This window comes from Pseudomonas sp. Z2-11 (assembly GCF_054161305.1).
Genome location: NZ_CP096395.1, coordinates 915,135 through 941,017 on the forward strand (window position 1 = coordinate 915,135; position 25,883 = coordinate 941,017).

The window sequence follows — 25,883 nt, forward strand, 5'->3', positions numbered from 1 at the left end:
TAATGAATCCACAAGAACTGAAGTCCATCCTCTCGTCTGGCCTGCTGTCGTTCCCGGTCACCGATTTCACTGCCAATGGCGATTTCAATCGCGACAGCTACATCAAGCGCCTCGAGTGGCTGGCCCCGTATGGCGCCTCTGCGTTGTTCGCAGCGGGCGGCACCGGTGAATTCTTCTCCCTGGCCGCCAGTGAGTATTCGCAAGTCATCAAGACTGCCGTCGATACCTGCGCCACCAGCGTGCCAATCCTCGCCGGTGTTGGCGGTGCGACCCGCCAGGCCATCGAATACGCTCAGGAAGCCGAGCGTCTGGGTGCCAAGGGCCTGTTGCTGCTGCCACACTACCTGACTGAAGCCAGCCAGGACGGCGTTGCCGCCCACGTTGAAGCCGTGTGCAAATCGGTGAAGATCGGCGTGGTGGTCTACAACCGTAACGTCTGCCGCCTGAACGCCACCCAGCTGGAGCAGTTGGCTGAGCGTTGCCCGAACCTGATCGGCTACAAGGACGGCCTGGGCGATATCGAATTGATGGTGTCGATCCGTCGTCGCCTCGGCGATCGCTTCAGCTACCTGGGCGGCCTGCCGACCGCCGAAGTCTACGCCGCTGCCTACAAGGCGCTGGGCGTACCGGTCTACTCCTCGGCGGTGTTCAACTTCATCCCGAAAACCGCGATGGACTTCTACCACGCCATTGCCCGCGAAGATCACGAAACCGTTGGCAAGATCATCGACGACTTCTTCCTGCCGTACCTGGACATCCGCAACCGCAAGGCCGGTTACGCGGTGAGCATCGTCAAGGCCGGTGCGAAAATCGTTGGCTACGACGCGGGCCCTGTGCGCACGCCGCTGACCGACCTGCTGCCAGAAGAGTACGAAGCCCTGGCCGCGCTGATCGACAAGCAAGGCAAGCAGTAACAGACCCGACAAAGCCGCTGAGCAATCAGCGGCTTTTTGCGTACAGGGACGCCCAGCGTTCCTAGACAGGTTTTGTAATAGGAGAAGCTCCGTGGCAGATTCAAAGCGTTTCGATAACTACATCAACGGTCAGTGGGTAGCCGGTGCCGACTATTGCACCAACATCAACCCGTCTGACTTGTCCGATGTCATCGGTGAATACGCCAAGGCTGACGCCGCTCAAGTCAACGCCGCCATCGACGCTGCTCGTGCTGCGTTCCCGGCCTGGTCGACCTCGGGTATCCAGGCCCGCCACGACGCGTTGGATAAAGTTGGCAGCGAAATTCTCGCCCGCCGCGAAGAACTCGGCCAGCTGCTGGCCCGGGAAGAGGGCAAGACCCTGCCCGAAGCCATCGGCGAAGTGACTCGCGCCGGCAACATTTTCAAATTCTTCGCCGGCGAGTGCCTGCGCCTGTCGGGCGATTACGTGCCGTCGGTGCGTCCGGGCGTCAACGTTGAAGTCACTCGTGAAGCCCTTGGTGTGGTTGGCCTGATCACTCCGTGGAACTTCCCGATCGCTATTCCCGCGTGGAAAATCGCCCCGGCCCTGGCCTACGGCAACTGCGTGGTGATCAAGCCCGCCGAGCTGGTGCCGGGCTGTGCCTGGGCCTTGGCCGAAATCATTTCCCGCGCCGGTTTCCCGGCCGGTGCGTTCAACCTGGTCATGGGCAGCGGCCGCGTGGTCGGTGAAGTCCTGGTCAACAGCCCCAAAGTCGACGGCATCAGCTTCACAGGTTCCGTGGGCGTGGGCCGGCAGATCGCGGTCAACTGCGTGTCGCGCCAGGCCAAGGTGCAGTTGGAAATGGGCGGCAAGAACCCGCAGATCATCCTCGACGACGCCGACCTCAAGCAGGCCGTCGAGCTGGCGGTGCAGAGCGCGTTCTACTCCACCGGCCAGCGTTGCACCGCGTCGAGCCGCCTGATCGTCACCGCCGGTATCCACGACAAGTTCGTCGCGGCGATGGCCGAGCGCATGCAGTCGATCAAGGTTGGTCATGCATTGAAGGCCGGCACCGATATTGGCCCTGTGGTCTCCGAGGCCCAGCTCAACCAGGATTTGAAGTACATCGACATCGGCCAGAGCGAAGGTGCGCGGCTGGTCAGCGGTGGTGGTGTGGTGACCTGCGACACCGAAGGTTATTTCCTGGCGCCGACGCTGTTCGCTGACAGTGAAGCCTCGATGCGCATCAGCCGTGAAGAGATCTTCGGCCCGGTCGCCAACGTCGTGCGCGTGGCTGACTACGAGGCGGCGCTGGCAATGGCCAACGACACCGAGTTCGGCCTGTCGGCCGGTATCGCCACCACCTCGTTGAAGTACGCCAACCACTTCAAGCGCCATTCCCAGGCGGGCATGGTAATGGTCAACCTGCCGACCGCCGGCGTGGATTATCACGTGCCGTTCGGCGGGCGCAAAGGTTCGTCCTATGGTTCGCGCGAGCAAGGCCGCTACGCGCAAGAGTTCTACACCGTGGTGAAGACTTCCTACATCGGCTCGTAATACGCAACACCGGTCGGCGCCGGGCTCCGGCGCCGACCGTACAATTTGATTTCCCGCATAAAAATAAATAGTGGAAGTAGATTACATGCAAGAGACCAAGCCGACGCACGTCCGCTATTTGATCCTGCTCATGCTGTTTTTGGTGACGACGATCAACTATGCCGACCGTGCCACCATCGCCATCGCTGGTTCCAGCCTGCAAAAAGACCTCGGCATCGATGCCGTCACCCTCGGTTATATCTTCTCCGCCTTCGGCTGGGCCTACGTGGCCGGGCAGATTCCTGGTGGTTGGCTGCTCGACCGTTTCGGTTCGAAAAAAATCTATGCCCTGAGCATTTTCACCTGGTCGTTGTTCACCGTGCTGCAAGGCTATGTCGGTGAATTCGGCATGTCCACGGCCGTGGTTGCGCTGTTCATGCTGCGCTTCCTGGTCGGGCTGGCCGAAGCGCCTTCCTTCCCGGGCAACGCCCGTATCGTCGCGGCCTGGTTCCCCACCGCGGAACGCGGCACCGCCTCGGCGATTTTCAACTCGGCGCAGTATTTCGCCACCGTACTGTTCGCACCGCTGATGGGCTGGATCGTCTACCGCTTCGGCTGGCAGCACGTGTTCATCGTGATGGGCGTGATCGGTATCGTGTTCTCGCTGGTCTGGCTGAAGGTGATCTACAGCCCGCGCCAGCACCCGATGATCAACGAGGCCGAGTTCAATCACATCGCGTCCAACGGCGCGATGGTCGACATGGACCAAGACAAGGGCAAGGAAAAGAAAGCCGATGGTCCGAAGTGGGATTACATCCGCCAGCTGCTGACCAACCGCATGATGCTCGGCGTGTACCTGGGCCAATACTGCATCAACGGCATCACCTATTTCTTCCTCACCTGGTTCCCGGTGTACCTGGTGCAGGAACGCGGCATGACCATCCTCAAGGCCGGTTTCATCGCGTCCTTGCCGGCCATCTGCGGCTTTATCGGCGGCGTGCTTGGCGGGGTGATTTCCGACTACCTGCTGCGCAAGGGCCACTCGCTGACCTTCGCCCGCAAGGCGCCGATCATCGCAGGCCTGCTGGTGTCCAGCAGCATCGTGGCGTGCAACTACGTCGACATCGAATGGATGGTGGTGGGCTTCATGGCCCTGGCCTTCTTCGGTAAAGGCGTCGGTGCACTGGGCTGGGCCGTGGTCTCCGACACTTCGCCAAAACAGATCGCCGGCTTGAGCGGTGGCCTGTTCAACACCTTCGGCAACCTGGCGTCGATTACCACGCCAATCGTCATCGGCTACATCATCAGCTCCACCGGTTCGTTCAAGTGGGCGCTGGTGTTTGTCGGTTGCAACGCGCTGATGGCGGTGTTCAGCTACCTGGTGATCGTGGGCCCGATCAAGCGTGTCGTGCTCAAGGAACCAACGGCCAGAGATGCCGACATTTCCAGCCTGTCTGAAGCCAAATCCTGAGGAGCGGCGTCGATGAATCTGATTGAACATGCCGATTCGCCCCGTTACATCCGCCTGCATGAGCGGGACAACGTAGTGATCGTCGTCAACGACCAGGGCGTACCGGCCGGGACCGAATTCCCGGACGGCCTGGTCACCGTCGACTTCGTGCCGCAAAGCCACAAAGTCACCCTGGAGGATATTCCCGAGGGCGGCGAGGTGATTCGCTACGGCCAGGTCATTGGCTACGCGCTGCAGCCGATCCCGCGTGGCAGCTGGGTCAAGGAAGACCAGCTACGTATGCCCACCGCGCCACCGCTGAACAGCCTGCCGCTGTCCACCGACGTGCCGGCGGCCGATGCGCCGCTTGAGGGCTACACCTTCGAGGGTTATCGCAACGCCGACGGTACCGTCGGCACGCGCAACATCCTGGGTATCACCACCACGGTGCAGTGTGTAACCGGCGTGCTGGACCATGCGGTCAAGCGCATCAAGGATGAGCTGCTGCCCAAGTATCCGAACGTCGATGACGTGGTGGCGCTGACCCACAGCTACGGCTGTGGCGTGGCGATCACCGCCACCGATGCCTATATCCCCATTCGCACCGTGCGCAACCTGGCGCGCAACCCGAACCTGGGCGGCGAGGCGCTGGTGATCAGCCTGGGCTGCGAGAAATTGCAGGCCGGGCAGGTCATGCACGAGGGCGACAGTTCGGTGGATCTCAGCGAGCCATGGTTGTATCGCTTGCAGGACTCCAGCCATGGTTTCACCGAGATGATCGAGCAGATCATGGAGCTGGCCGAGACCCGTCTGAAAAAACTCGACCAACGCCGTCGCGAAACCGTGCCGGCCTCGGAGCTGATCCTGGGCATGCAATGCGGCGGCAGCGATGCGTTTTCCGGCATCACCGCGAACCCGGCCCTGGGCTACGCCTCGGATTTGCTGCTGCGGGCCGGTGCGACGGTGATGTTCTCCGAAGTCACCGAAGTGCGCGATGCGATCTACCTGCTGACGTCCCGGGCGCAAACCCGTGAAGTCGCCGAGGAGCTGGTGCGCGAGATGGACTGGTACGACCGCTATCTGGCCAAGGGCGAAGCCGATCGCAGCGCCAACACCACGCCGGGCAACAAGAAGGGCGGGCTGTCGAACATCGTCGAAAAATCCCTGGGCTCGATCGTCAAGTCCGGCAGCAGCGCGATCAACGGCGTGCTCGGCCCGGGCGAGCGCTTCAAGCAGAAGGGCCTGATCTTCTGCGCCACGCCGGCCAGCGATTTTGTCTGCGGTACGCTGCAACTGGCGGCGGGGATGAACCTGCATGTGTTCACCACCGGACGCGGTACGCCGTACGGTTTGGCGATGGCGCCGGTGGTGAAGGTCTCGACCCGCACCGAACTGGCCCAACGCTGGCCCGACCTGATTGATATCGACGCCGGCCGGATCGCCACCGGGCGTGCAAGCATCGAAGAGTTGGGCTGGGAGCTGTTCCACTACTACCTGGATGTGGCCAGCGGCAAGAAACAGACCTGGGCCGAGCGGCACAAGTTGTACAACGACATCACGCTGTTCAACCCCGCGCCGATTACCTGATGGTTTCCTGATTGCTGGAGAAGCTATGTGGGAGCGAGCCTGCTCCGGGCGGCGATCCGACGAAGGCGGTGGTTCAGCTGGCATTGATGGTGGATGTGCCGCCGTCTTCGCGAGCAGGCTCGCTCCCACAGGGGTTGTGGGGTGAATATGAGTTTTGTGTTCACGCAGGACAAATGTAGGAGCGAGCCTGCTCGCGAAGAGGCTCGACCAGACGCCAGTGCCGTGAGTGGCTATCATTAGCCACCTAACGACACTCCTTCTCAAGGTCCCCCGGCATGCTGGCAATTTTCCTCGAAACCCTGAACATCACCGCGCCGGTGTTTGCCATGCTGTTTCTGGGGACGCTGCTCAAGCGTATCAATTGGATCAACGACAACTTCATCTACATCGCCTCGTCGCTGGTGTTCAACGTCACCATGCCGGCGCTGTTGTTCCTCGGCATCCTGCATGCCGACCTGCATGCGGCATTGCAGCCCGACCTGCTGATCTATTTCTCGATTGCCACCCTGGCGAGTTTTGCCATGGCCTGGGGCTGGGCGATCTGGCGTTGCCCGCGTGAAGATCGCGGTATCTACACCCAGGGCGCGTTTCGCGGCAATAACGGGGTAATCGGCCTGGCGCTGGCGGCGAGTATGTACGGTGACTACGGGATTTCCCTCGGCGCGATTCTCGCGGCGCTGGTGATCCTGTTCTACAACACCTTGTCGACCATCGTGTTGGCGGTCTACAGCCCGGTGATCAAGTCCGACCCATGGAGCATCTGCAAAAGCGTGATCAGCAACCCGCTGATCATCAGCGTGCTCGCCGCCGCGCCGTTCGCCTACTGGCAAATCGGCCTGCCGAACTGGTTCGAGACCTCGGCCAGGTACTTGTCGCAAATGACCTTGCCCCTGGCGTTGATCTGCATCGGCGGCACGCTGTCGCTGGCGGCCTTGCGCAAGAGCGGCAAGATGGCCCTGAGTTCGAGCCTGGTAAAAATGGTCGGCCTGCCCCTGGTGACCACGTTGGGCGCCTGGCTGTGGGGCTTTCGCGGCGCCGAGTTGGGGATCCTGTTCCTGTACTTCGGCAGCCCCACCGCCGCCGCCAGCTTCGTCATGGCCCGCGCCGCAAATGGCAACCATGAGTTGGCGGCGGCAATCATCGTCATCACTACGCTGATGGCGGCGATTACCACCAACGTGGGGATTTTTGTGCTGCAGTGGGGTGGGTGGATCTAGACCCTTGCTTGTTCATTGGTCAGCCAAGGTCTTGCAGGCCGGCTCGATCACGGGTGGAGCAACCGCAGGATAGCTGTCCGGCGTAATGACGACGGGCGTGGTCGAGACGAACCCATCGGCAAATGTCGCCTCTACAAACGTGGCGCTCCAACCGCTGTCTGGCGTGGCAAGCGGTACTTGCAGGTGTGGTTCACCGGGCTGCAATGGTTTCGATACGTAGCGGATGCCGCAAGAGTGGCGGAAATCGCGGGCCAGCGGATTATGTGCGGTCCATTGGACGACCTTTGACGGCGCCTCGGAAAACCTCACATCAAGCATCGGCTTTTGCGCCACCGTAAGCTGTTCGATGCGCACGACAGGCAACGGCCGGTCGCGCTGCCAACGCCCCAGAGCGGTGATCAAGGTCTGTTCGGTGAATGCCGAAATACCGTAGTGGCTGCTATTCGGAGCCACGCGAAGGGCGGTCGGCGCGGGCAGCTTTTCGAGATAGAAACGCGCATTGTCCGGAACGAAGAAATCGTCGCCGCTGGCATTGACGATGTACTTGTCGATCGACAGGCGCTCGGCATACGCGCTGTCCAGATAGGCCAGCGGGTCTTCGATTTGCCGCAGTTGGGCAAAGGCGGGGGTGTGTCGTTGCCGGGTGATGCCTTGCTCGTGATAGTCACGAAACGCCAGCGGCCACTGTTTGCCATAGGTGCGCCAGGTGTGCTCAAGGACCTGGTCCATGTTCAGTATGTCTATCACGAACGGGACGATGGCGTTGATCCGTGAGTCGACGATCGCGGCCAACCATACTGCCCAGGCCCGCTTCGAAGTGCCGGTGGCGACAAACGTGTCGATTTGCCAATCCTTCAGTTCCGCCTGGGCCAGGTCCATGGTCTTGACCACCGTTGCGGCCATGGGCAAATGCAGAGTCATGAACGGATTGGATTCCGGCGCCTTGAGAAAGAGTTGCCAGCTGTGCGCCACGCTGGAGTCCTCACGACGAGGAACCTGGTCATCGGTATAGGTCAGGTATTGGTTGGGCACGTCGCTGACCGAAATCACGATGGTGCGACTCTTGCGGGCGACTTCCTGCAGCGTCGCTTCCGTGAAGTCCGTCGGGGGAGCGGATGACTTGCCTGGAGCGGGGATGCTGATGCCGTTATTGATCACCAGGAGCGCGCGGTGCCTGGTCGCGCCTGCGGGAATATAGATTTCTACCGTGTGCCCCCAACGCGTGGGGCTGACCAGCTCGCGAGGGGACCAGTCCTGTGAGTTCAGGCGAAAGCTGCGTTTCTCCAGATCAGGCAAGCGCTGGGTCTCGACGAGGTGGTAGTCGAGCGGGTAGCTGTCCTGGGTCTTCTTGTAACAGGCCAGCACTTCATTGAAATCCGCGGATTCTGCTCCGAGGCAGTACTGAGAAGGTTGTTCGGCAGCAGCGCAGGCAAGCGAGGCAAGCGCCATGACGATGGCCGATACGAGGCGTAGTGGGAATTTCCACATGAGGGGCTCCTTGTGGATAGGCGTCCATGAACTGGGCCGCCAGTTTGGCCCACGACACTTCGATAGGCACGTTCGATTGATGCCCCGATGTTGTCCGGATATGTCGTCTCTTGCAGATGCCCCTTCGCTTGCGCGATTCCCGTCTATGCCAAAGGCTCGTACGCCTCAATCACTTCCTGCGCCGCCCGAAACGCATCGATCGCCGCAGGCACGCCCGCGTACACTGCGCAATGCAGCAGTGCCTCACGAATCTCCTCTACCGTGCAGCCGTTGTTCAGCGCACCGCGCACGTGGCCTTTGAGTTCCTGGGGGCATTTGAGGGCGGTGAGGGCGGCGAGGGTGATCAGGCTGCGGGTTTTCAGCGGCAGGCCTTCGCGGCTCCAGACACTGCCCCAGGCGTGCTCGTTGACGAAATCCTGCAGTGGCTGGGTAAATTCGGTGGCGTTGCCCAGGGCGCGATCGACGAAGGCGTCGCCCATCACCTGGCGACGCATGTCGAGGCCGGTCTTCGGGGTGTCGGTCATGGCAAATCCCTCTTGTGGTGTTGGCGGCGCCAGGCGCGCACGGAAGTGAACAGCAAGAACGCCAGCAGCGCCGGCAGTACATAGAACAGCATCAGCCGTTCCAGTTGGCCGGCCAGGGGCATGCCGGTGGTGAACGACACCACGTGCAGCCCGTAGGCCAGGTACAAGCCTAGTAACAGCAGCCCTTCGGCGCGGGTGACGCGGTAGCCGGAATAGAATACCGGCAGGCACAGCACCGCCACGCCGAGCATTACCGGCAGGTCGAAGTCCAGGGCATTGGGCGAGACCGAGAGCGGCGAAGGGGCGGCGAGGGCGGTCACGCCGAGTACGCCCAGCAGGTTGAACAGGTTGCTGCCGATCACGTTGCCCACCGCAATGTCGCGCTGGCCACGCAGTGCGGCGATCAGCGAGGTGGCGAGTTCCGGCAGCGAGGTGCTGACGGCGACGATGGTCAGGCCGATGATGCGCTCCGACAGTCCCAGGTCCGTCGCCACTTCCACTGCGGCGCCCAGTAACAGGTGCCCGGCGAAAACCAGCATGGCCAGGCCCGACGCGATCATTACCAGGCTTTTGGGCCAGGCCATGTCGACCATTTCGCCCAGCGGATGCGGTCGTCCCGAATGCCGGGACTGGCGCAGCAGCAGCGCCAGGTACACCGCCAGGGCTATCAGCAGCAGCGCTCCGTCCAGTCGGCTCAGCTCTTCGTTCCAGGCCAGTACGAAAACCAGCAGGCACGCGCCGATCATCAGCGGGATGTCCAGGCGCACCAGTTGTCGCGAGACGCGCAACGGAATGATCAGGGCCGACAGGCCTAGAGTCACGAGGAGGTTGAAAATCGTGCTGCCGATGACGCTGCCCACGGCGATGTCGGCATTCTGGGCCAGGGTCGCCTGCAGGCTGACGGCCATCTGTGGCGCGCTGCTGCCAAAGGCGACGACGGTCAGGCCGATGATCAGCGGACGCACCTGCAAGCGCGCCGCCAGGCCGACAGCGGCACGCACCAGCAGCTCGGCGCCGGCGATCAGCAACAGCAAGGCGCCGAGCAATTCGATCAGGCTGAGCAGGGATAAAGCGTTGATCAGGGAAATGGCCGGACTCCGTCTGTCAGTCGTCGAGGGCTTGTACGCGCACCCGCGCGGTACCGCTACGCAGCATGCCCAACTGTTCGGCAGCGGCGCGCGATACATCGATCAGTCGGCCGCGTGAATACGGACCACGGTCGTTGATGCGGACCACGACGCTGTCGTTGTTTTTCAGGTTGGTGATTTTCACCCGGGTGCCGAACGGCAACTGGCGATGAGCGGCGGTCAGGCCGTGCTGGTCGAAACGTTCGCCGCTGGCGGTGCGTTTGCCGTGGTGCCGGGAACCGTAATAGGAGGCGACGCCGGTCTGGTCGTAGCCGTGTGGATCGACCGTCCCGCTCTGGCTGGCACAGCCGGCCAGCAGGGACAGCAGGGCGCAGGCGCCGAGGAGACGCTTCATGTAGGGGGTTTCCACATCAGTGTGGTTGTGAAAGTTATTGTGGCGAGGGAGCTTGCTCCCGCTGGGCTGCGCAGCAGCCCCCTGAATCTGGCAGCAGATTGTTGGGGGCCGCTTCGCGACCCAGCGGGAGCAAGCTCCCTCGCCACAGGGGGGTGAGCCAGATTGGAAGACTGGCTCCATGGCCATCAGCCCTCGAGCTTGCTTTTTAGCAGTTCGTTGACCTGTTGCGGGTTGGCCTTGCCCTTGGAGGCTTTCATGGCCTGGCCGACGAAGAAGCCGAACATCTTGCTGCGCTTGGCTTCGTCCGCCGCGCGGTACTGTTCGACCTGCTCGGCATTGGCCGCGAGCATTTCATCGAGCACGGCGCTGATCGCACCGGTGTCGGTGACCTGTTTCAAGCCGCGCTTCTCGATGATCTCGTCGGCGCTGCCTTCGCCATTGGCCATGGCTTCGAAGACCATCTTGGCGATCTTGCCGGAAATGGTGTTGTCCTTGATCCGCAACAGCATGCCGCCCAGTTGCTCGGCCGAGACCGGCGACTCGTCGATTTCCAGGCCCTGCTTGTTCAACAGGCTGCCCAGTTCGACCATCACCCAGTTGGCCGCCAGCTTGGCGTCGCCGCCGATGCTTACGACTTTCTCGAAGTAATCGGCCTGTTCGCGGCTGGTGGCCAGGACGTTCGCGTCATAGCTCGACAGCCCGAACTGCGCCTGGAAGCGCTCGCGCTTTTGCGGCGGCAGTTCCGGCAGGGTGGCGCGCACTTCGTCGAGGAACGAGTTCTCGATGACCACCGGCAGCAGGTCCGGATCGGGGAAGTAACGGTAGTCGTTGGCTTCCTCCTTGCTGCGCATCGGACGGGTCTCGTCCTTGTTCGGATCGTACAGGCGAGTCTGCTGGATGACCTTGCCGCCATCCTCAATCAGTTCGATCTGGCGCTGGATCTCGCTGTTGATCGCCTTCTCGATGAAGCGGAACGAGTTGACGTTCTTGATCTCGCAGCGGGTACCGAACTCGGTCTGGCCCTTGGGCCGGATCGACACGTTACAGTCGCAGCGCAGCGAGCCTTCGGCCATGTTGCCGTCGCAGATGCCCAGGTATCGCACCAATGCGTGGATCGCCTTGACGTAGGCCACGGCTTCCTTGGCGCTGCGCATGTCCGGCTCGGAGACGATTTCCAGCAGCGGCGTGCCGGCACGGTTCAGGTCGATGCCGGTGGCGCCGTTGAATTCTTCGTGCAGGCTCTTGCCGGCGTCTTCTTCCAGGTGCGCACGGGTGATGCCGACGCGCTTGACCGTGCCGTCTTCCAGGGCGATGTCCAGGTGGCCCTTGCCGACGATCGGCAGTTCCATCTGGCTGATCTGGTAGCCCTTGGGCAGGTCCGGGTAGAAGTAGTTCTTGCGGGCGAACACGTTGTGCTGGCCGATCTCGGCGTCGATCGCCAGGCCGAACATCACCGCCATGCGCACCGCTTCGGCGTTGAGCACCGGCAATACGCCGGGCATGCCCAGGTCTACCAGGCTGGCCTGGGTGTTGGGCTCGGAACCGAAGGTGGTCGAGCTACCGGAAAAGATTTTCGATCGGGTGGTGAGCTGGGTATGAATCTCCAGCCCGATCACGACTTCCCATTGCATGTGTTTCTCCTCAGAAGCCGGTTGGGGTGCGGGTGTGCCAGTCGCTGTTCAGCTGATACTGGTGCGCCACGTTGAGCAGGCGGCCTTCCTGGAAATACGGCGCGAGCAGTTGCACGCCCACCGGCAGGCCATCGACGAAGCCGGCCGGCATGGACAGGCCCGGCAAGCCGGCGAGGTTGGCGGTGATGGTGTAGACGTCTTCCAGGTACTCGGCGACCGGGTCGCTGTTCTTGGCGCCGAGCTTCCAGGCCGGGTTCGGCGTGGTCGGGCCGAGGATGATGTCGACCTCGTTGAAGGCGGCCATGAAGTCGTTTTTCACCAGGCGGCGGATTTTCTGCGCCTTGAGGTAGTAGGCGTCGTAGTAGCCAGCGGACAACGCGTAGGCGCCGACCATGATCCGGCGCTGCACTTCGGCGCCGAAGCCTTCGCCACGGGAACGCTTGTACAGGTCGACCAGGTTCTGCGGGTTTTCGCAGCGATAGCCGAAGCGCACGCCGTCGAAGCGCGACAGGTTCGAGGAGGCTTCCGCCGGAGCGATCACGTAATACGCGGGAATCGCGTGCTGCATGTTCGGCAGGCTGATTTCCTTGATGCTCGCGCCGAGCTTTTCCAGCGCCTTGACGCTGTTGTGGATAAGTTCGGCGATGCGCGGATCGAGGCCGGCACCGAAGTATTCCTTCGGCACGCCGATCCGCAGGCCTTGCAGCGAGCCGTTGAGGCTGGCGCTGTAGTCCGGCACCGGTTCATCGATGCTGGTGGAATCGTTCGGGTCGAACCCGGCCATGCCTTGCAGCAGGATTGCGCAGTCTTCGGCGGTGCGTGCCAGCGGGCCACCCTGGTCGAGGCTGGAGGCGTAGGCGATCATGCCCCAGCGCGAGACGCGGCCGTAGGTCGGCTTGAGGCCGGTGAGGTTGGTGAACGCCGCCGGCTGGCGAATCGAGCCGCCGGTGTCGGTGGCGGTGGCCGCCGGCAGCAGGCGCGCGGCCACGGCGGCAGCGGAACCACCGGACGAACCGCCCGGTACGTGTTCCAGGTTCCAGGGGTTTTTCACCGCGCCGTAGTAGCTGGATTCGTTGGCCGAACCCATGGCGAATTCGTCCATGTTGGTCTTGCCCAGCGTCACGGCGCCAGCGGCGGCCAGCTTGGCGACCACGGTGGCGTCGTACGGGGCCTTGAAGTTGTCGAGCATCTTCGAGCCGCAACTGGTGCGGATGCCCTGGGTGCAGAACAGGTCCTTGTGGGCGATCGGCGCGCCGAGCAGGGCGCCGCTCTCACCGTTGGCGCGACGGGCGTCGGCGGCCTTGGCCTGGCTCAGGGCCAGTTCTTCGGTGAGGCTGATGAAGCTGTTGAGCTGCGGGTCGAGCTGGGCAATGCGCGCCAGCAGGGCCTTGGTCAGCTCTTCGGAGGAAAATTTCTTGTCGGCGAGTCCGCGGGCGATCTCGGCCAGGGTCATGTGATGCATGAGAGGCTCTTTCCCTTTAGTCGATGACTTTCGGAACCAGGTACAGGCCGTTTTCGACCGCCGGTGCGATGGACTGGTAGGCCTCGCGGTTATCGGACTCGGTGACGACGTCGGCGCGCAGGCGCTGGCTGGCTTCCAGTGGGTGGGCCAGCGGCTCGATACCGTCGGTGTCGACCGCCTGCATCTCGTCGACCAGCCCTAGAATGCTGTTCAGGGCAGAAGTAATGTGTGGAAGATCGGCTTCATTGAGGCCCAGACAGGCCAGATGAGCGATTTTTTCCACGTCGGAGCGTTCAAGCGCCATGGGATTCTCCAGTGGAAAACAAAACGGACGCAGTCTGTCCGTGTGTTAGATTGTCGGAACACTACCGCATTTCTACGGCCCTACGGCCGCGATCTTGGGGTTTGGTGCACAGAAAAGCGGCCAATTTAACATATTGGCGCCTTGCCCAAAATCCCTGTCGTTGTTAGAGTTTGCCGCACTTTTTTACCCACGCGTTGCCTAGGGTCCCTTTCCCATGTTCAAGAAACTGCGTGGCATGTTTTCCAGCGATCTTTCCATCGACCTGGGCACTGCCAACACCCTTATTTACGTGCGCGAGCGCGGTATCGTCCTGAATGAACCCTCGGTCGTGGCCATCCGCACCCACGGTAACCAGAAAAGTGTCGTGGCTGTCGGTACGGAAGCCAAGCGCATGCTGGGCCGCACACCGGGCAACATTGCAGCCATTCGCCCGATGAAGGATGGCGTGATCGCCGACTTCAGCGTCTGCGAAAAGATGCTGCAGTATTTCATCAACAAGGTTCACGAAAACAGTTTCCTGCAGCCCAGCCCTCGCGTGCTGATCTGCGTGCCCTGCAAATCCACCCAGGTGGAGCGTCGCGCCATCCGCGAATCGGCCCTCGGTGCCGGTGCCCGTGAAGTATTCCTGATCGAAGAGCCGATGGCCGCTGCCATCGGTGCCGGCCTGCCGGTGGAAGAAGCCCGCGGTTCGATGGTCGTCGATATCGGTGGTGGTACCACTGAAATCGCCTTGATCTCCCTGAACGGCGTGGTCTATGCCGAATCCGTGCGTGTCGGCGGCGACCGTTTCGACGAAGCGATCATCACCTACGTACGCCGCAACTACGGCAGCCTGATCGGCGAATCCACCGCCGAACGCATCAAGCAGGAAATCGGCACCGCCTACCCGGGCGGCGAAGTGCGTGAAGTCGACGTGCGCGGCCGTAACCTGGCCGAAGGCGTTCCTCGTGCCTTCACCCTCAACTCCAACGAAGTGCTCGAGGCGCTGCAAGAGTCGCTGGCGACTATCGTGCAGGCGGTCAAGAGCGCCCTGGAGCAGTCGCCGCCGGAACTGGCGTCGGACATCGCCGAGCGCGGCCTGGTGCTGACCGGTGGTGGTGCGCTGCTGCGTGACCTCGACAAGCTGCTGGCCCAGGAAACCGGCCTGCCGGTAATCGTCGCCGAAGACCCGCTGACGTGCGTTGCCCGCGGCGGTGGCCGTGCGCTGGAAATGATGGACAAGCACACCATGGACCTGCTCTCCAGCGAATAAGCTGGCGGGATCGTCTATGTTGTTCGCTTCCGGGCAGCACTTTGCAGTGCTGCCCGTTGGCGTTTATCTTCTGTCATTCGTATCCAGGCCGGTTGATGCCGTATGAATAAAGACAACATTTGCCTGGGAGGAGCGGCCTATTAAACCGCTTTTTGCCAAGGGCCCCTCATTGGGCGTACGCCTGCTGGTGTTGGCCGTGCTATCGGTCGCGCTGATGGTGGTCGATGCCCGCTTCACGCTGCTCAAGCCGGTGCGCAGCCAGATGTCGCTGGTGTTGATGGAGTCCTACTGGATCACCGACCTGCCGCAGCGGCTGTGGCAGGGTGTGGCCAGCCAGTTCGGCAGCCGCACCGAACTGGTCGCCGAAAACGAAAAACTCAAGACCGAAAACCTGCTGTTGCAGGGGCGCATGCAGAAGCTCGCGGCCCTCACCGAGCAGAACGTGCGGCTGCGCGAGTTGCTCAACTCCTCGGCGCTGGTCAATGAGAAGGTCGAGGTCGCCGAGTTGATCGGCATGGACCCCAACCCCTTCACGCACCGGATCATCATCAACAAGGGTGAGCGCGACGGCGTGGTCCTCGGCCAGCCGGTGCTCGATGCCCGTGGCCTGATGGGGCAGGTGGTCGAGCTGATGCCCTATACCTCCCGCGTGCTGTTATTGACCGATACCACCCACAGCATTCCGGTGCAGGTCAATCGCAACGGCCTGCGGGCGATTGCCAGCGGCACCGGTAATCCTGAGCGCCTGGAGCTGCGGCATGTGGCCGACACCGCCGACATCAAGGAAGGCGACCTGCTGGTCAGCTCGGGTCTTGGCCAGCGATTCCCGGCGGGGTATCCGGTGGCGACGGTCAAGGAAGTCATCCACGATTCCGGCCAGCCATTTGCCATTGTCCGGGCGGTGCCCACGGCCGCGCTGAACCGTAGCCGTTACCTGCTGCTGGTGTTCAGCGACAACCGCACGCCTGAAGAGCGCGCCAATGACGCCGCCGTGGCCCAGGAAGTCCAGGATCGGCAAGGTGGCGAATCGACGGCGCCTGCTGCGCCTGCGCCCGCACCTGCACCCGCGTCGGTCCCGGCCACGGTGCCAAAACCCCAAGTGGCGGCGCCCGCCACGGCAACCACCCCGCCGGCCGCACCCGCTGCGACGCCTGCCCGGCCGCCCGCCCATGCGACGACATCCCAACCTGCACGGCCCGCGGCCAAGCCACCGGCCTCGACACCCGCCGCTACACCGGCGACCAGGGGAGCACGAGAAGAATGAGCAGTACTCGATCCGGTAACGGCTGGATGGTCTGGCTGACCTTCGCCATCGGCCTGTTGCTCAGTGTGTCGCCGCTGCCGCAGTTCATGGAGATCCTGCGTCCGTTGTGGCTGGCCTTGCTGCTGGCCTTCTGGGCGCTGGCCTTGCCGCACAAGGTCGGCATGGTCACCGCCTGGTGCCTGGGCCTGACCGAAGATGTGCTTTATGGCACGTTGCTGGGGCAGAACGCGCTTATCCTGACCTTGATCACTTTCCTGGTGCTCTCGCTGCAACAGCGCCTGCGGATGTTTCCCATGTGGCAGCAGAGCCTGGTGATCCTGGTGATCTTCGGCCTGGCGCAACTGGTGCAGTTGTGGCTCAGCGCACTGACCGGCAATCGTCAGCCGACGCTGGCGCTGGTGTTGCCAGCGCTGGTCAGTGCGTTGCTCTGGCCTTGGGTCAGCTTCGGTTTGCGTGGCTTGCGCCTGCGTTTCAAGATCAACTGATGCGGTCGGGATCCCTGCAATTTTTTAATGACTTACATCCCTGTGGCGAGGGAGCTTGCTCCCGCTGGGCTGCGTAGCGGCCCCATTTTTACGGTCGCTGCACAACCGAGCGGGAGCAAGCTCCCTCGCCACAAAAGCCGGCGCGTACAAGGGAGATGTCTTGATGAAACCGCTTTACCTTGCCTCGGGCTCGCCGCGTCGGCGTGAATTGCTCACGCAGATCGGCGTTCCCTTTACCGCGATCAGCGCGGACATCGACGAAACTCCCCTCGACCACGAAACCCCATCGGCCTATGTCGAGCGCCTGGCGCGGGGCAAGGCCGAGGCTGGGCTGCACTCGTTGCAGAACGGCACCGATTGCTGTGTGCTGGGTGCCGATACCGCGGTGGTACTGGATGGCCGGATTCTCGGCAAGCCTCGGGACCAGGCCGATGCCAAGTCGATGCTGCTGAGCCTGTCCGGTCGCGACCATGAGGTATTGACCGCGATTGCCGTGCTCGATGGCCAGCGTTGCGAATCCCGGGTGGTTCGCAGTCGGGTGCGCTTTCGCCCGGTCACGGAGCAGGAAGCGATTGCCTATTGGGCCAGCGGCGAACCCCGGGACAAGGCGGGCGGCTATGGTATCCAAGGGCTGGGCGCGGTGTTCATCGCCGATCTCGAAGGCAGTTATTCGGCCGTGGTCGGCCTGCCACTATGCGAAACCTTCGAGCTGCTCGGCCATTTCGGCATACCCTGTTGGCAAACCTTGAGCGCGCGCTGAGCGCCGTCTGACCAGATGCGGCCATAATCGTGAATATGCCTGAACGAGACCCTGCCATGAGTGAAGAGATCCTGATCAACATCACGCCGATGGAATCGCGCGTGGCGGTGGTTGAAAACGGCGTCCTGCAAGAGGTCCATGTCGAGCGTACGCAAAAACGCGGGATCGTCGGCAATATCTACAAGGGCAAGGTGGTACGGGTGCTGCCGGGCATGCAGGCGGCCTTCGTCGATATCGGCCTGGACCGCGCTGCGTTCATCCACGCCTCGGAAATTTCGATGCGCGAAGGGCCGGCGGTAGAGAGCATCAGCGCCTTGGTCCATGAAGGCCAGAGCCTGGTGGTGCAGGTCACCAAGGACCCCATCGGCTCGAAGGGCGCGCGCCTGACCACCCAGTTGTCGATTCCGTCGCGCTATCTTGTGTACATGCCACGCACCGCCCACGTTGGCATTTCCCTGAAGATCGAGGACGAAGCCGAACGCGAGCGTCTGAAGAAGGTTGTCAGCGACTGCGTTGAGAAAGAAGGCATCAAGGAGGCCGGCGGTTTCATCCTGCGCACGGCCGCCGAGGGCGCCGGGGCCGATGAAATCCTCATGGATATCCGCTACCTGCGCAGGCTCTGGGACCAGATCGCCGAGCAGATCAAGACCATCGCCACGCCGAGTGTGATCTACGAGGACCTGGGCCTGGCGCTGCGGACCCTGCGGGACCTGGTCAGCCCGAAGATCGAGAAAATCCGTATCGATTCCCGGGAAACCTTCCAGAAAACCACCCAATTCGTCGCCGAGCTGATGCCGGAAATCGCCGACCGCCTGGAGCACTACCCTGGCGAGCGGCCGATTTTCGATCTGTACGGCGTCGAAGATGAAATCCAGCGAGCCCTTGAACGCAAGGTGCCGCTCAAATCCGGCGGTTACCTGGTGGTCGATCCGGCCGAGGCGATGAGCACCATCGACGTCAATACCGGTGCATTCGTCGGCCATCGCAACCTTGAGGAAACCATCTTCAAGACCAATCTTGAAGCGGCCACGGCCATCGCCCGGCAACTGCGCCTGCGTAACCTGGGCGGGATCATCATCATCGACTTCATCGACATGGAAGACGAAGAGCACCAGCGCCAGGTGCTGCGGACCCTGGAAAAACAGCTCGAACGCGATCACGCCAAGACCAACATCATCGGCATTACCGAACTGGGCCTGGTGCAGATGACCCGCAAGCGCACCCGCGAGAGTCTTGAGCAGGTGCTGTGCGAGCCGTGCAGCAGTTGCCAGGGCCGGGGCAAGTTGAAGACTCCGGAAACTGTGTGTTACGAAATCTTCCGGGAAATCCTCCGGGAGGCGCGCGCCTACCAGGCCACCGGCTATAGAGTGTTGGCGAACCAGAAGGTGGTGGATCGCCTGCTGGATGAGGAGTCCGGCAACGTCGCGGAACTGGAGGCCTTTATCGGGCGCACGATTCGCTTCCAGGTGGAAACCATGTATTCCCAGGAACAGTACGACGTGGTGTTGCTCTGAAGCGGCGCGCGCAGCGCCAGGGCCGCGAATATGAATGCCTTTGCCAGGGGAGCCCGCTGACATGGAGCGTCTGACACGCCTTATGGGGACGCTGACTCGCTGGGGGCTGGGCCTGTGTGCGCTGCTGCTGATACTGCTGGCCCTGTATGTCAGCCTCGGCCGGGAGTTGATCCCGCTGGTGGCCGAGTATCGCGGTGAAGTCGAGAGCCGGGCCGGCGAAGCGTTGGGCATTCCCGTGCACGTTGGTAGCCTCGAAGGCAGTTGGAGCGCCCTGGCGCCCGTCCTGGCGGCGCGCGACGTGGTAGTCGGCGAGGGGCCCAACGCCTTGCACCTGGATCAGGTACGTGCCGTGCCTGCGGTGTGGGACAGCCTGCTGGCGCGCCAGGTGCGCATCGCTCATCTGGAAGTCAGCGGCCTGAAGGTCAGCCTGAAAGAGGGCGCTGACGGCAAATGGTCCCTTGAAGGCCTGCCGGTGAAGGACGATCAGCCGCTCGATCCGCAGCAATTGCTTGAACGCATGCAGATGATTTCAAAACTGTCGGTGCTCGACAGCCAGGTCACCTTGCAGCCGCTGGACCATCCGCCCCTGAGCCTGACCTATGTTGGTCTGAGCTTGCGCACCGGTCCGGCTCGCCAGCGCCTGGACGCACGTCTTACCCTGCCTGACGGCCAGCCCGTGGCGCTCAACCTGCGCACCCGTATCCGCGCCAGCGATTGGCGAAATGGCGAGGCCGACGCCTACCTGAGCCTGCCGCAAAGCGACTGGTCGAAATGGCTGCCGAAACGCCTGACCCGGCAGTGGAATTTTGCCGAGATCAAGGCCGGTGGGGAATTCTGGCTCAGTTGGGGCGGGGGCACGGTGCAAAGCGCCGCCGTGCGGTTGAACGCGCCACAGATCCAGGGCGCCTATGCCGATCGCAAGCCAGTGCAGATCCACAACCTGGCCCTCAACGGATATTTCCAGCGCAGCAGCCAGGGGTTCACCGCGACCTTCGACTCGCTGGCGATGAACCTGGGTGAGACGCGCTGGGAAACACGCCTGCAATTGCAACAGAACGGCGCCACCGAGAAGGTCGAGGAGCGTTGGCACGTGCAGGCCGATCGCCTTGACCTGACGCCCCTCACGCCGTTGCTCAATGCCCTGGCGCCATTGCCCGAAGGTGTCGCCACGGCGATCGACCGGCTCAAGGTGACCGGTGGCCTGCGCAACGTGTTGCTGGATTACCGGCCACAGAACACCGGTGATCAGAAAATCAGCTTCGCCACCAATCTGGACACGGTCGGGTTTGACGCCTATCGCGGCGCCCCGGCGGCGCGCAACGTCTCAGGCAGCCTCAGCGGTGACCTCGGCGGCGGTGAGCTGCGCATGGACAGCAAGGATTTTTCCCTGCACCTGGACCCGATTTTCGCCAAGCCCTGGCAATACTTGCAGGCCAATGCCCGGCTGACCTGGAAGCTTGACAAGCAGGGGTTCACCCTGATCGCACCGTACTTGAAGGTGCTGGGAGAGGAAGGGCGGATTGCCGGCGACTTCCTGATCCGCCTGCATTTCGACCACAGCCAGGAAGACTACATGGACCTGCGGGTCGGCCTGGTGGACGGTGACGGGCGCTACACTGCCAAGTACCTGCCGGCCGTCCTCAGTCCGGCGCTGGATGAATGGTTGCGCACCGCCATCGTCAAGGGCGCGGTGGACGAGGGTTTTTTCCAGTACCAGGGCTCGCTGAACAAAGGTGCCGAGGACGCGTCTCGCAGCATCAGCCTGTTTTTCAAGGTGCATGACGCCGAGCTGGCGTTCCAGCCGGGCTGGCCTTCGGTCAGCAAGGTCAGCGGCGACGTCTTTGTCGAGGACAGCGGCGTACGTATCTATGCCAGCCAGGGGCAACTGCTGGACACCCAGGTCAAGGATGTTGCGGTAACCATTCCCCATGCGCCGGCCGGGCAGAATGTCCATCTGTTGTTGGACGGCGGCTTTGCCGGGGTATTGGGCGACGGGCTGAAAATCCTCCAGACCGCACCCATCGGCACGGCCGAGACCTTCGCCGGTTGGGAAGGCGACGGCGACCTGCAAGGTAAGGTGAACCTGGATATCCCGCTGGCCAAAGGTGAACAGCCGAAGATCCTGGTGGATTTCAGTACCGACAAGGCCCGGCTCAAGCTCAGCGAGCCGGCGCTGGAGCTGACCCAGCTCAAGGGCGATTTCCGTTTCGACAGCAACAAGGGGCTCAGTGGCAAGAACATCGCGGCCCGGGCATTCGACCGGCCGGTAAGCGCGCAGATTTTTGCCGAGGGCCGTGCCGGTGCGCTCGACACACGGGTGGTGGCGTCCGGACGGGTCGAGGTCAAGAAGCTTACGGACTGGTTGAGCGTGACCCAGCCGTTGCCCATCTCCGGCGTGGTTCCCTATCAGTTGCAAGTGACGCTCAACGGTGCCGACAGCCAATTGTCGGTCAGCTCCGATCTCAAGGGCGTGGCGGTGGATCTGCCGGCGCCCTTTGGCATGGCTGCGGATGTCGGGCGCGACACGGTGTTCCGTATGACGTTGCAAGGGGCGGAGCGTCGCTACTGGGTCGATTATGGCGACCTGGCCAGTTTCACTTACGCCGCGCCGAGCGGAAAAGTCGCTGACGGGCGTGGGGAATTGCTGCTGGGCGCCGGCGAGGCGGTTCTGCCTGGCGCCAAGGGGCTGCGGCTGCGCGGCACATTGTCGGAGCTGGACGTGAGCCCCTGGCAGGATCTATTGGGCAAATATGCCGGCAAGGACCCGGGCGGCAGTGCCCGGCAGGTGCTCAGCAGTGCCGATCTCAAGGTTGGCAAGCTCACCGCGATGGGCACGACGCTTGACCAGGCCTCGGTACAGTTGGACCGCAAGGCCGATGCCTGGGCCCTGCGGCTCGATAGCCAGCAGGCCAAGGGCAGCGTCAACCTGCCGGATGCGAAGGCCGCGCCGATCGGGATCCGGCTCGACTATGTGCGCCTGCCGGCCGCGGACCCGACGGTCCAGGCCGACGAAAACGCCCCGGACCCGCTGGCCTCGGTCGACCCGAGCAAAATCCCGGCGATGGATATCGCCATCGACCAGTTGTTCCAGGGGCCGGATCTCATTGGTGCCTGGTCGCTGAAAGTCCGGCCGACGGGCAAGGGCATCGCGCTGAATGACTTGGACATGGGCCTCAAGGGCATGGTCCTGCATGGCAATGGCGCCTGGGAGGGCCTGCCCGGTTCCACCAGCAGTTGGTACAAGGGCCGGATCAAGGGCAAGAACCTCGCCGATGTGCTCAAGGGCTGGGGGTTTGCGCCTAGCGTGACAAGCCAGGAATTCCATCTGGACGTCGACGGACGCTGGCCCGGTTCGCCTGCATGGGTCGCCACCAAGCGTTTCTCCGGCAGCCTCGATGCGTCACTCAACAAGGGTCAGTTCGTCGAAGTCGAAGGCAGCGCCCAGGCCTTGCGGGTTTTCGGCCTGTTGAACTTCAACTCCATCGGCCGGCGCTTGCGCCTGGATTTCTCCGATCTGTTCGGCAAGGGGCTGAGCTACGATCGGGTCAAGGGCCTGCTGGTGGCGAGCAGTGGTGTGTACGTGACTCGTGAGCCGATTACCCTGACCGGACCTTCGAGCAACCTGGAACTCAACGGAACGCTGGACATGGTGGCTGACCGGGTCGATGCCAAGCTGCTGGTAACCCTGCCCGTCACCAATAACCTGCCGATCGCCGCGTTGATCGTCGGCGCACCGGCGGTGGGTGGGGCGCTGTTTCTGATCGACAAGCTGATCGGCGACCGCGTCGCGCGTTTTGCCAGCGTAAGATACGACGTCAAGGGACCGTGGAAAGAGCCGAAGATCACTTTCGACAAGCCGTTTTGACAGAAAATGCGAAGCCCCCTTGTGGGAGCGAGCTTGCTCGCGATAGCGCCGGGTCAGCAAAGGAAGAGGTGACTGATGCACCGCTATCGCGAGCAAGCTCGCTCCCACAGGGGCAATGAGGCATAAGAAAAATAAGGAGGCACCATGCCAATCGCCGTGATTCAAATGGTCAGCCAGAGCGATGTGCTTGCCAACCTGGCCCGTGCCCGGGTGTTGCTGGAGCAGGCCGCGGCGGGTGGCGCACGGCTGGCGGTGCTGCCGGAAAACTTCGCGGCCATGGGCCGGCGGGACGTTGCCGATATCGCGCGGGCCGAAGCCTTTGGTCAGGGTCCGATCCTGCAGTGGTTGAAACAGGTCGCGCGCGACCTCAGGTTATGGATTGTAGCCGGCACGTTGCCGTTGCCCCCGGTGGGCCAGCCCGAGGCCAAGGCCCATGCATGTTCGTTGCTGGTGGACGACCAGGGCGAGATCGTCGCGCGTTATGACAAGCTGCACCTGTTCGACGTGGACGTGGCGGACAATCGCGGTCGTTACCGCGAATCCGATGACTATGCTTATGGCGGCAACGTGGTGGTTGCCGACACACCGGTGGGCCGGGTTGGCCTGACGGTCTGCTACGACTTGCGCTTCCCCGAGCTCTACAGCGAGTTGCGGGCGGCCGGGGCCGAGCTGATTACCGCGCCTTCGGCGTTTACCGCGGTGACTGGCGCTGCGCATTGGGACGTACTGATTCGCGCCCGGGCCATTGAAACGCAGTGCTACGTGCTGGCGGCCGCCCAGGGTGGGTTGCATCCGGGGCCCCGGGAAACCTTTGGCCATGCCGCGATAGTCGACCCGTGGGGGCGTGTGCTGGCGCAACAGGATCAAGGCGAGGCCGTGCTGCTGGCCGAGCGCGACGACAGTGAACAGGCGTCCATCCGGGCGCGCATGCCGGTGGCGAGCCATCGGCGCTTTTTCTCGCAGGGCGCCCGACAGCGACCTGTCCAAGACGACGAATTCAAGGCGTAAAACATATGAGCGGGTTGTTGTCCTCAGTCAGTGAACACCTTTTAGCCCCCGGCGGCGTGACCCTCGAAAGCCTGCAAGGCGTGCTGGGCGACCTGGCCGGTCCGGGCATCGATGCGGCCGACCTGTATTTCCAGGGACAGATTTCCGAGTCCTGGTCGCTGGAAGACGGCATCGTCAAGGAAGGCAGTTTCAACCTCGACCAGGGTGTGGGCGTGCGTGCCCAATCCGGCGAGAAGACCGGGTTTGCCTACAGCAACGCCATCACCCTTGAAGCCCTCGGCGCCGCGGCTCGTGCGGCTCGCTCGATTTCCCGGGCCGGGCAGAATGGCACGGTCCAGGCGTTCAGCAGCCAGGACGTGGCCCAGCTGTATGCGCCGGACAACCCACTGGAAGTCATGAGCCGCGCCGAAAAGGTCGAGCTGCTCAAGCGCATCGACGTCGCCACGCGTGCCCTCGACCCGCGTATCCAGCAGGTATCGGTGAGCATGGCCGGGGTCTGGGAGCGGATTCTGGTGGCCTCCACCGACGGTGGCCTGGCGGCGGATGTGCGGCCGCTGGTGCGTTTCAACGTCAGCGTGATCGTCGAGCAGAACGGTCGCCGTGAGCGCGGCGGCCATGGGGGTGGCGGTCGTACCGACTATCGCTATTTCCTCAGCGAAGACCGCGCCATGGGCTACGCCCGCGAAGCGCTGCGCCAGGCGCTGGTGAACCTGGAGGCCGTCCCGGCCCCGGCCGGCACGTTGCCAGTGGTGCTCGGCTCCGGCTGGTCCGGCGTGCTGCTGCACGAAGCCGTGGGTCACGGCCTGGAAGGTGACTTCAACCGCAAGGGCAGTTCGGCCTACAGCGGGCGCATGGGCGAGATGGTCGCCTCGAAACTCTGCACCATCGTCGACGACGGCACGCTCGCCGGGCGTCGTGGTTCGCTGAGCGTCGACGATGAAGGCACCCCGACCGAATGCACCACGCTGATCGAGAACGGCGTGCTCAAGGGTTACATGCAGGACAAGCTCAATGCCCGCCTCATGGGCGTGGCCCGCACCGGCAACGGTCGCCGCGAGTCTTACGCGCACCTGCCCATGCCGCGCATGACCAACACCTACATGCTCGGCGGCCAGAGTGATCCGGCGGAAATCATCGCGTCGGTGAAGAAGGGCATCTACTGCGCCAATCTCGGCGGCGGCCAGGTGGACATCACCAGCGGCAAGTTCGTGTTTTCCACCAGCGAGGCCTACCTGATCGAAGACGGCAAGATCACCGCACCGGTCAAGGGCGCGACGTTGATCGGCAACGGGCCGGAGGCGATGAGCAAGGTGTCGATGGTCGGTAACGACCTGGCGCTGGACAGCGGCGTGGGCACGTGTGGCAAGGACGGTCAGTCGGTGCCGGTAGGCGTCGGTCAGCCGACACTGAAGATCGATGCGATTACCGTGGGTGGCACGGGCGCATAAAAATATTCAAGGATGTGCGCACGTCATCGTGGCGAGGGAGCTTGCTCCCGCCGGGCTACGCAGTAGCCCCAATGCGGTTGCTACGCAACCGAGCGGGAGCAAGCTCCCTCGCCACGGTAACTGCCGCCTCTTGCAGAGGAGTCAAGCTGTTACGATCAGCGCAGGCCGCGTTGAGTCTCGTCCAGCTCACGGATGTACTTGAAGATTTTACGGCTCGACGCCGGCGGCTTGTTCTGCGCCAGTTCGTGCTGGGCCTGACGGATCAGCGAGCGCAGTTGCTGGCGATCGGCCTCCGGGTAGTCGATGACGAATTTTTCCAGAGTACCGTCATCGCCTGCGATCAGGCGATCACGCCAGCGTTCCAGGTTGTGGAAACGCTCGTTGTACTGCCGGGTGGAGGCATCGAGCTGGTCGAGCAGAACCAGGATGGCGTCAGTGTCCTGGTCGCGCATCAGCTTGCCGATGAATTGCAGGTGCCGTTTACGCGCGATATTCGCGGTGTGCTTGGGCGCATCGGCCAGGGCCCGGCGCAAGGCGTCGGTCAAGGGCAGTTTGGCCAGCAAGTCAGGCTTGAGTGTTGTCAGGCGCTCGCCGAGGTCAACCAGAGCATGCAGCTCGCGTTTGACCTGGGATTTGCTTTTTTCACCCTCGTAGAGGGAGTCGTCGTAAGAATCAACCATGGTGGCAGTCCGCAAAGAAACGCCGCCATGAT

Annotated in this window: 21 protein-coding genes; 13 read left to right on the plus strand and 8 right to left on the minus strand. The window is 62.8% G+C overall.

The window, feature by feature from the left end; all coding sequences use genetic code 11:
• Positions 1 to 2 precede the first annotated feature (2 nt).
• The 5 genes from kdgD (at position 3) to M1E16_RS03925 (ending at position 6,684) form a co-directional block, all read left to right on the plus strand.
• A complete protein-coding gene (kdgD, locus tag M1E16_RS03905) occupies positions 3 to 914 on the plus strand; it encodes a 5-dehydro-4-deoxyglucarate dehydratase (protein ID WP_186613371.1) in 912 nt (303 codons plus the stop codon).
• A 91-nt stretch (positions 915 to 1,005) separates the two neighbouring features.
• Positions 1,006 to 2,451, plus strand: coding sequence for an aldehyde dehydrogenase family protein (locus M1E16_RS03910; RefSeq protein ID WP_434569820.1), 1,446 nt, complete (start codon positions 1,006 to 1,008; stop codon positions 2,449 to 2,451).
• 85 nt (positions 2,452 to 2,536) lie between these two features.
• Positions 2,537 to 3,901, plus strand: coding sequence for an MFS transporter (locus M1E16_RS03915; protein ID WP_434626133.1), 1,365 nt, complete (start codon positions 2,537 to 2,539; stop codon positions 3,899 to 3,901).
• Positions 3,902 to 3,913: 12 nt separating this feature from the next.
• Complete coding sequence (garD, locus tag M1E16_RS03920; protein ID WP_458129255.1) at positions 3,914 to 5,467, plus strand: galactarate dehydratase; 1,554 nt, start codon at positions 3,914 to 3,916, stop codon at positions 5,465 to 5,467.
• A gap of 275 nt (positions 5,468 to 5,742) precedes the next feature.
• Positions 5,743 to 6,684 carry an AEC family transporter gene (locus tag M1E16_RS03925; protein WP_305496830.1) on the plus strand — a complete coding sequence of 314 codons (942 nt, stop codon included), beginning with the start codon at positions 5,743 to 5,745 and terminating at the stop codon, positions 6,682 to 6,684.
• A gap of 12 nt (positions 6,685 to 6,696) precedes the next feature.
• Here M1E16_RS03925 and M1E16_RS03930 read toward each other — a convergent pair whose 3' ends face one another.
• The 7 genes from M1E16_RS03930 to gatC all read right to left on the minus strand — a co-directional run bounded on the left by M1E16_RS03930 (position 6,697) and on the right by gatC (position 13,575).
• On the minus strand, positions 6,697 to 8,172 hold the full coding sequence (locus tag M1E16_RS03930) for a PhoPQ-activated pathogenicity-related family protein (RefSeq protein WP_458129256.1): 1,476 nt from the start codon (positions 8,170 to 8,172) through the stop codon (positions 6,697 to 6,699).
• A 143-nt stretch (positions 8,173 to 8,315) separates the two neighbouring features.
• The gene (locus M1E16_RS03935) at positions 8,316 to 8,696 is read right to left on the minus strand and encodes a carboxymuconolactone decarboxylase family protein (RefSeq protein WP_434695858.1); all 381 of its coding nucleotides are present in this window, start codon (positions 8,694 to 8,696) and stop codon (positions 8,316 to 8,318) included.
• Positions 8,693 to 9,751: a calcium/sodium antiporter gene (locus tag M1E16_RS03940; RefSeq protein WP_458130280.1), complete on the minus strand. Its 1,059-nt coding sequence runs from the start codon at positions 9,749 to 9,751 to the stop codon at positions 8,693 to 8,695. Before M1E16_RS03940 ends, M1E16_RS03935 begins: the two co-directional genes overlap by 4 nt.
• Positions 9,752 to 9,800: 49 nt before the next feature.
• Positions 9,801 to 10,178 (minus strand): septal ring lytic transglycosylase RlpA family protein, encoded by a 378-nt coding sequence (locus M1E16_RS03945; protein ID WP_434569816.1) that lies wholly within the window; start codon positions 10,176 to 10,178, stop codon positions 9,801 to 9,803.
• A gap of 185 nt (positions 10,179 to 10,363) precedes the next feature.
• Positions 10,364 to 11,809, minus strand: coding sequence for an Asp-tRNA(Asn)/Glu-tRNA(Gln) amidotransferase subunit GatB (gene gatB, locus M1E16_RS03950; protein ID WP_458129257.1), 1,446 nt, complete (start codon positions 11,807 to 11,809; stop codon positions 10,364 to 10,366).
• Positions 11,810 to 11,819: 10 nt separating this feature from the next.
• Positions 11,820 to 13,271, minus strand: coding sequence for an Asp-tRNA(Asn)/Glu-tRNA(Gln) amidotransferase subunit GatA (gene gatA, locus M1E16_RS03955; protein WP_458129258.1), 1,452 nt, complete (start codon positions 13,269 to 13,271; stop codon positions 11,820 to 11,822).
• A gap of 16 nt (positions 13,272 to 13,287) precedes the next feature.
• Entirely contained in the window at positions 13,288 to 13,575 is a 288-nt protein-coding gene (gatC, locus tag M1E16_RS03960) for an Asp-tRNA(Asn)/Glu-tRNA(Gln) amidotransferase subunit GatC (protein ID WP_072388421.1), read from the minus strand.
• Between the two features lie 214 nt (positions 13,576 to 13,789).
• On the opposite strand from gatC, the gene mreB reads away from it, so the two are divergent.
• From mreB to tldD, 8 genes are all read left to right on the plus strand, one after another.
• Entirely contained in the window at positions 13,790 to 14,827 is a 1,038-nt protein-coding gene (gene mreB / locus M1E16_RS03965) for a rod shape-determining protein MreB (protein WP_002555108.1), read from the plus strand.
• A 169-nt stretch (positions 14,828 to 14,996) separates the two neighbouring features.
• The gene (mreC, locus tag M1E16_RS03970; RefSeq protein ID WP_458129259.1) at positions 14,997 to 16,091 is read left to right on the plus strand and encodes a rod shape-determining protein MreC; all 1,095 of its coding nucleotides are present in this window, start codon (positions 14,997 to 14,999) and stop codon (positions 16,089 to 16,091) included.
• Positions 16,088 to 16,576 carry a rod shape-determining protein MreD gene (gene mreD, locus M1E16_RS03975; protein ID WP_305496816.1) on the plus strand — a complete coding sequence of 163 codons (489 nt, stop codon included), beginning with the start codon at positions 16,088 to 16,090 and terminating at the stop codon, positions 16,574 to 16,576. The genes mreC and mreD overlap by 4 nt, the downstream gene beginning before the upstream one ends.
• Positions 16,577 to 16,739: 163 nt before the next feature.
• Positions 16,740 to 17,336, plus strand: coding sequence for a Maf family protein (locus M1E16_RS03980; protein ID WP_458129260.1), 597 nt, complete (start codon positions 16,740 to 16,742; stop codon positions 17,334 to 17,336).
• Between the two features lie 56 nt (positions 17,337 to 17,392).
• Entirely contained in the window at positions 17,393 to 18,850 is a 1,458-nt protein-coding gene (gene rng / locus M1E16_RS03985; protein ID WP_305496813.1) for a ribonuclease G, read from the plus strand.
• Positions 18,851 to 18,911: 61 nt separating this feature from the next.
• Positions 18,912 to 22,715: a YhdP family protein gene (locus M1E16_RS03990; RefSeq protein WP_458129261.1), complete on the plus strand. Its 3,804-nt coding sequence runs from the start codon at positions 18,912 to 18,914 to the stop codon at positions 22,713 to 22,715.
• Positions 22,716 to 22,859: 144 nt separating this feature from the next.
• Complete coding sequence (locus tag M1E16_RS03995) at positions 22,860 to 23,723, plus strand: carbon-nitrogen hydrolase family protein (protein WP_458129262.1); 864 nt, start codon at positions 22,860 to 22,862, stop codon at positions 23,721 to 23,723.
• A gap of 5 nt (positions 23,724 to 23,728) precedes the next feature.
• Complete coding sequence (tldD, locus tag M1E16_RS04000) at positions 23,729 to 25,171, plus strand: metalloprotease TldD (protein ID WP_434626113.1); 1,443 nt, start codon at positions 23,729 to 23,731, stop codon at positions 25,169 to 25,171.
• Positions 25,172 to 25,326: 155 nt separating this feature from the next.
• On the opposite strand, the gene yjgA is transcribed toward tldD, so the two are convergent.
• Positions 25,327 to 25,851 carry a ribosome biogenesis factor YjgA gene (yjgA, locus tag M1E16_RS04005; RefSeq protein ID WP_014336624.1) on the minus strand — a complete coding sequence of 175 codons (525 nt, stop codon included), beginning with the start codon at positions 25,849 to 25,851 and terminating at the stop codon, positions 25,327 to 25,329.
• Positions 25,852 to 25,883: the final 32 nt, after the last annotated feature.

What these genes read in the sequence shown, in the direction of transcription:
- kdgD (WP_186613371.1), top strand. Translation starts at nt 3, where the DNA reads ATGAATCCACAAGAACTGAAGTCCATCCTCTCGTCTGGCCTGCTGTCG.
- M1E16_RS03915 (WP_434626133.1), top strand. Translation starts at nt 2,537, where the DNA reads ATGCAAGAGACCAAGCCGACGCACGTCCGCTATTTGATCCTGCTCATG.
- garD (WP_458129255.1), top strand. Translation starts at nt 3,914, where the DNA reads ATGAATCTGATTGAACATGCCGATTCGCCCCGTTACATCCGCCTGCAT.
- M1E16_RS03925 (WP_305496830.1), top strand. Translation starts at nt 5,743, where the DNA reads ATGCTGGCAATTTTCCTCGAAACCCTGAACATCACCGCGCCGGTGTTT.
- M1E16_RS03930 (WP_458129256.1), bottom strand. Translation starts at nt 8,172, where the DNA reads ATGTGGAAATTCCCACTACGCCTCGTATCGGCCATCGTCATGGCGCTT.
- M1E16_RS03935 (WP_434695858.1), bottom strand. Translation starts at nt 8,696, where the DNA reads ATGACCGACACCCCGAAGACCGGCCTCGACATGCGTCGCCAGGTGATG.
- M1E16_RS03945 (WP_434569816.1), bottom strand. Translation starts at nt 10,178, where the DNA reads ATGAAGCGTCTCCTCGGCGCCTGCGCCCTGCTGTCCCTGCTGGCCGGC.
- gatB (WP_458129257.1), bottom strand. Translation starts at nt 11,809, where the DNA reads ATGCAATGGGAAGTCGTGATCGGGCTGGAGATTCATACCCAGCTCACC.
- gatA (WP_458129258.1), bottom strand. Translation starts at nt 13,271, where the DNA reads ATGCATCACATGACCCTGGCCGAGATCGCCCGCGGACTCGCCGACAAG.
- gatC (WP_072388421.1), bottom strand. Translation starts at nt 13,575, where the DNA reads ATGGCGCTTGAACGCTCCGACGTGGAAAAAATCGCTCATCTGGCCTGT.
- mreB (WP_002555108.1), top strand. Translation starts at nt 13,790, where the DNA reads ATGTTCAAGAAACTGCGTGGCATGTTTTCCAGCGATCTTTCCATCGAC.
- mreD (WP_305496816.1), top strand. Translation starts at nt 16,088, where the DNA reads ATGAGCAGTACTCGATCCGGTAACGGCTGGATGGTCTGGCTGACCTTC.
- M1E16_RS03980 (WP_458129260.1), top strand. Translation starts at nt 16,740, where the DNA reads ATGAAACCGCTTTACCTTGCCTCGGGCTCGCCGCGTCGGCGTGAATTG.
- rng (WP_305496813.1), top strand. Translation starts at nt 17,393, where the DNA reads ATGAGTGAAGAGATCCTGATCAACATCACGCCGATGGAATCGCGCGTG.
- M1E16_RS03990 (WP_458129261.1), top strand. Translation starts at nt 18,912, where the DNA reads ATGGAGCGTCTGACACGCCTTATGGGGACGCTGACTCGCTGGGGGCTG.
- M1E16_RS03995 (WP_458129262.1), top strand. Translation starts at nt 22,860, where the DNA reads ATGCCAATCGCCGTGATTCAAATGGTCAGCCAGAGCGATGTGCTTGCC.
- tldD (WP_434626113.1), top strand. Translation starts at nt 23,729, where the DNA reads ATGAGCGGGTTGTTGTCCTCAGTCAGTGAACACCTTTTAGCCCCCGGC.
- yjgA (WP_014336624.1), bottom strand. Translation starts at nt 25,851, where the DNA reads ATGGTTGATTCTTACGACGACTCCCTCTACGAGGGTGAAAAAAGCAAA.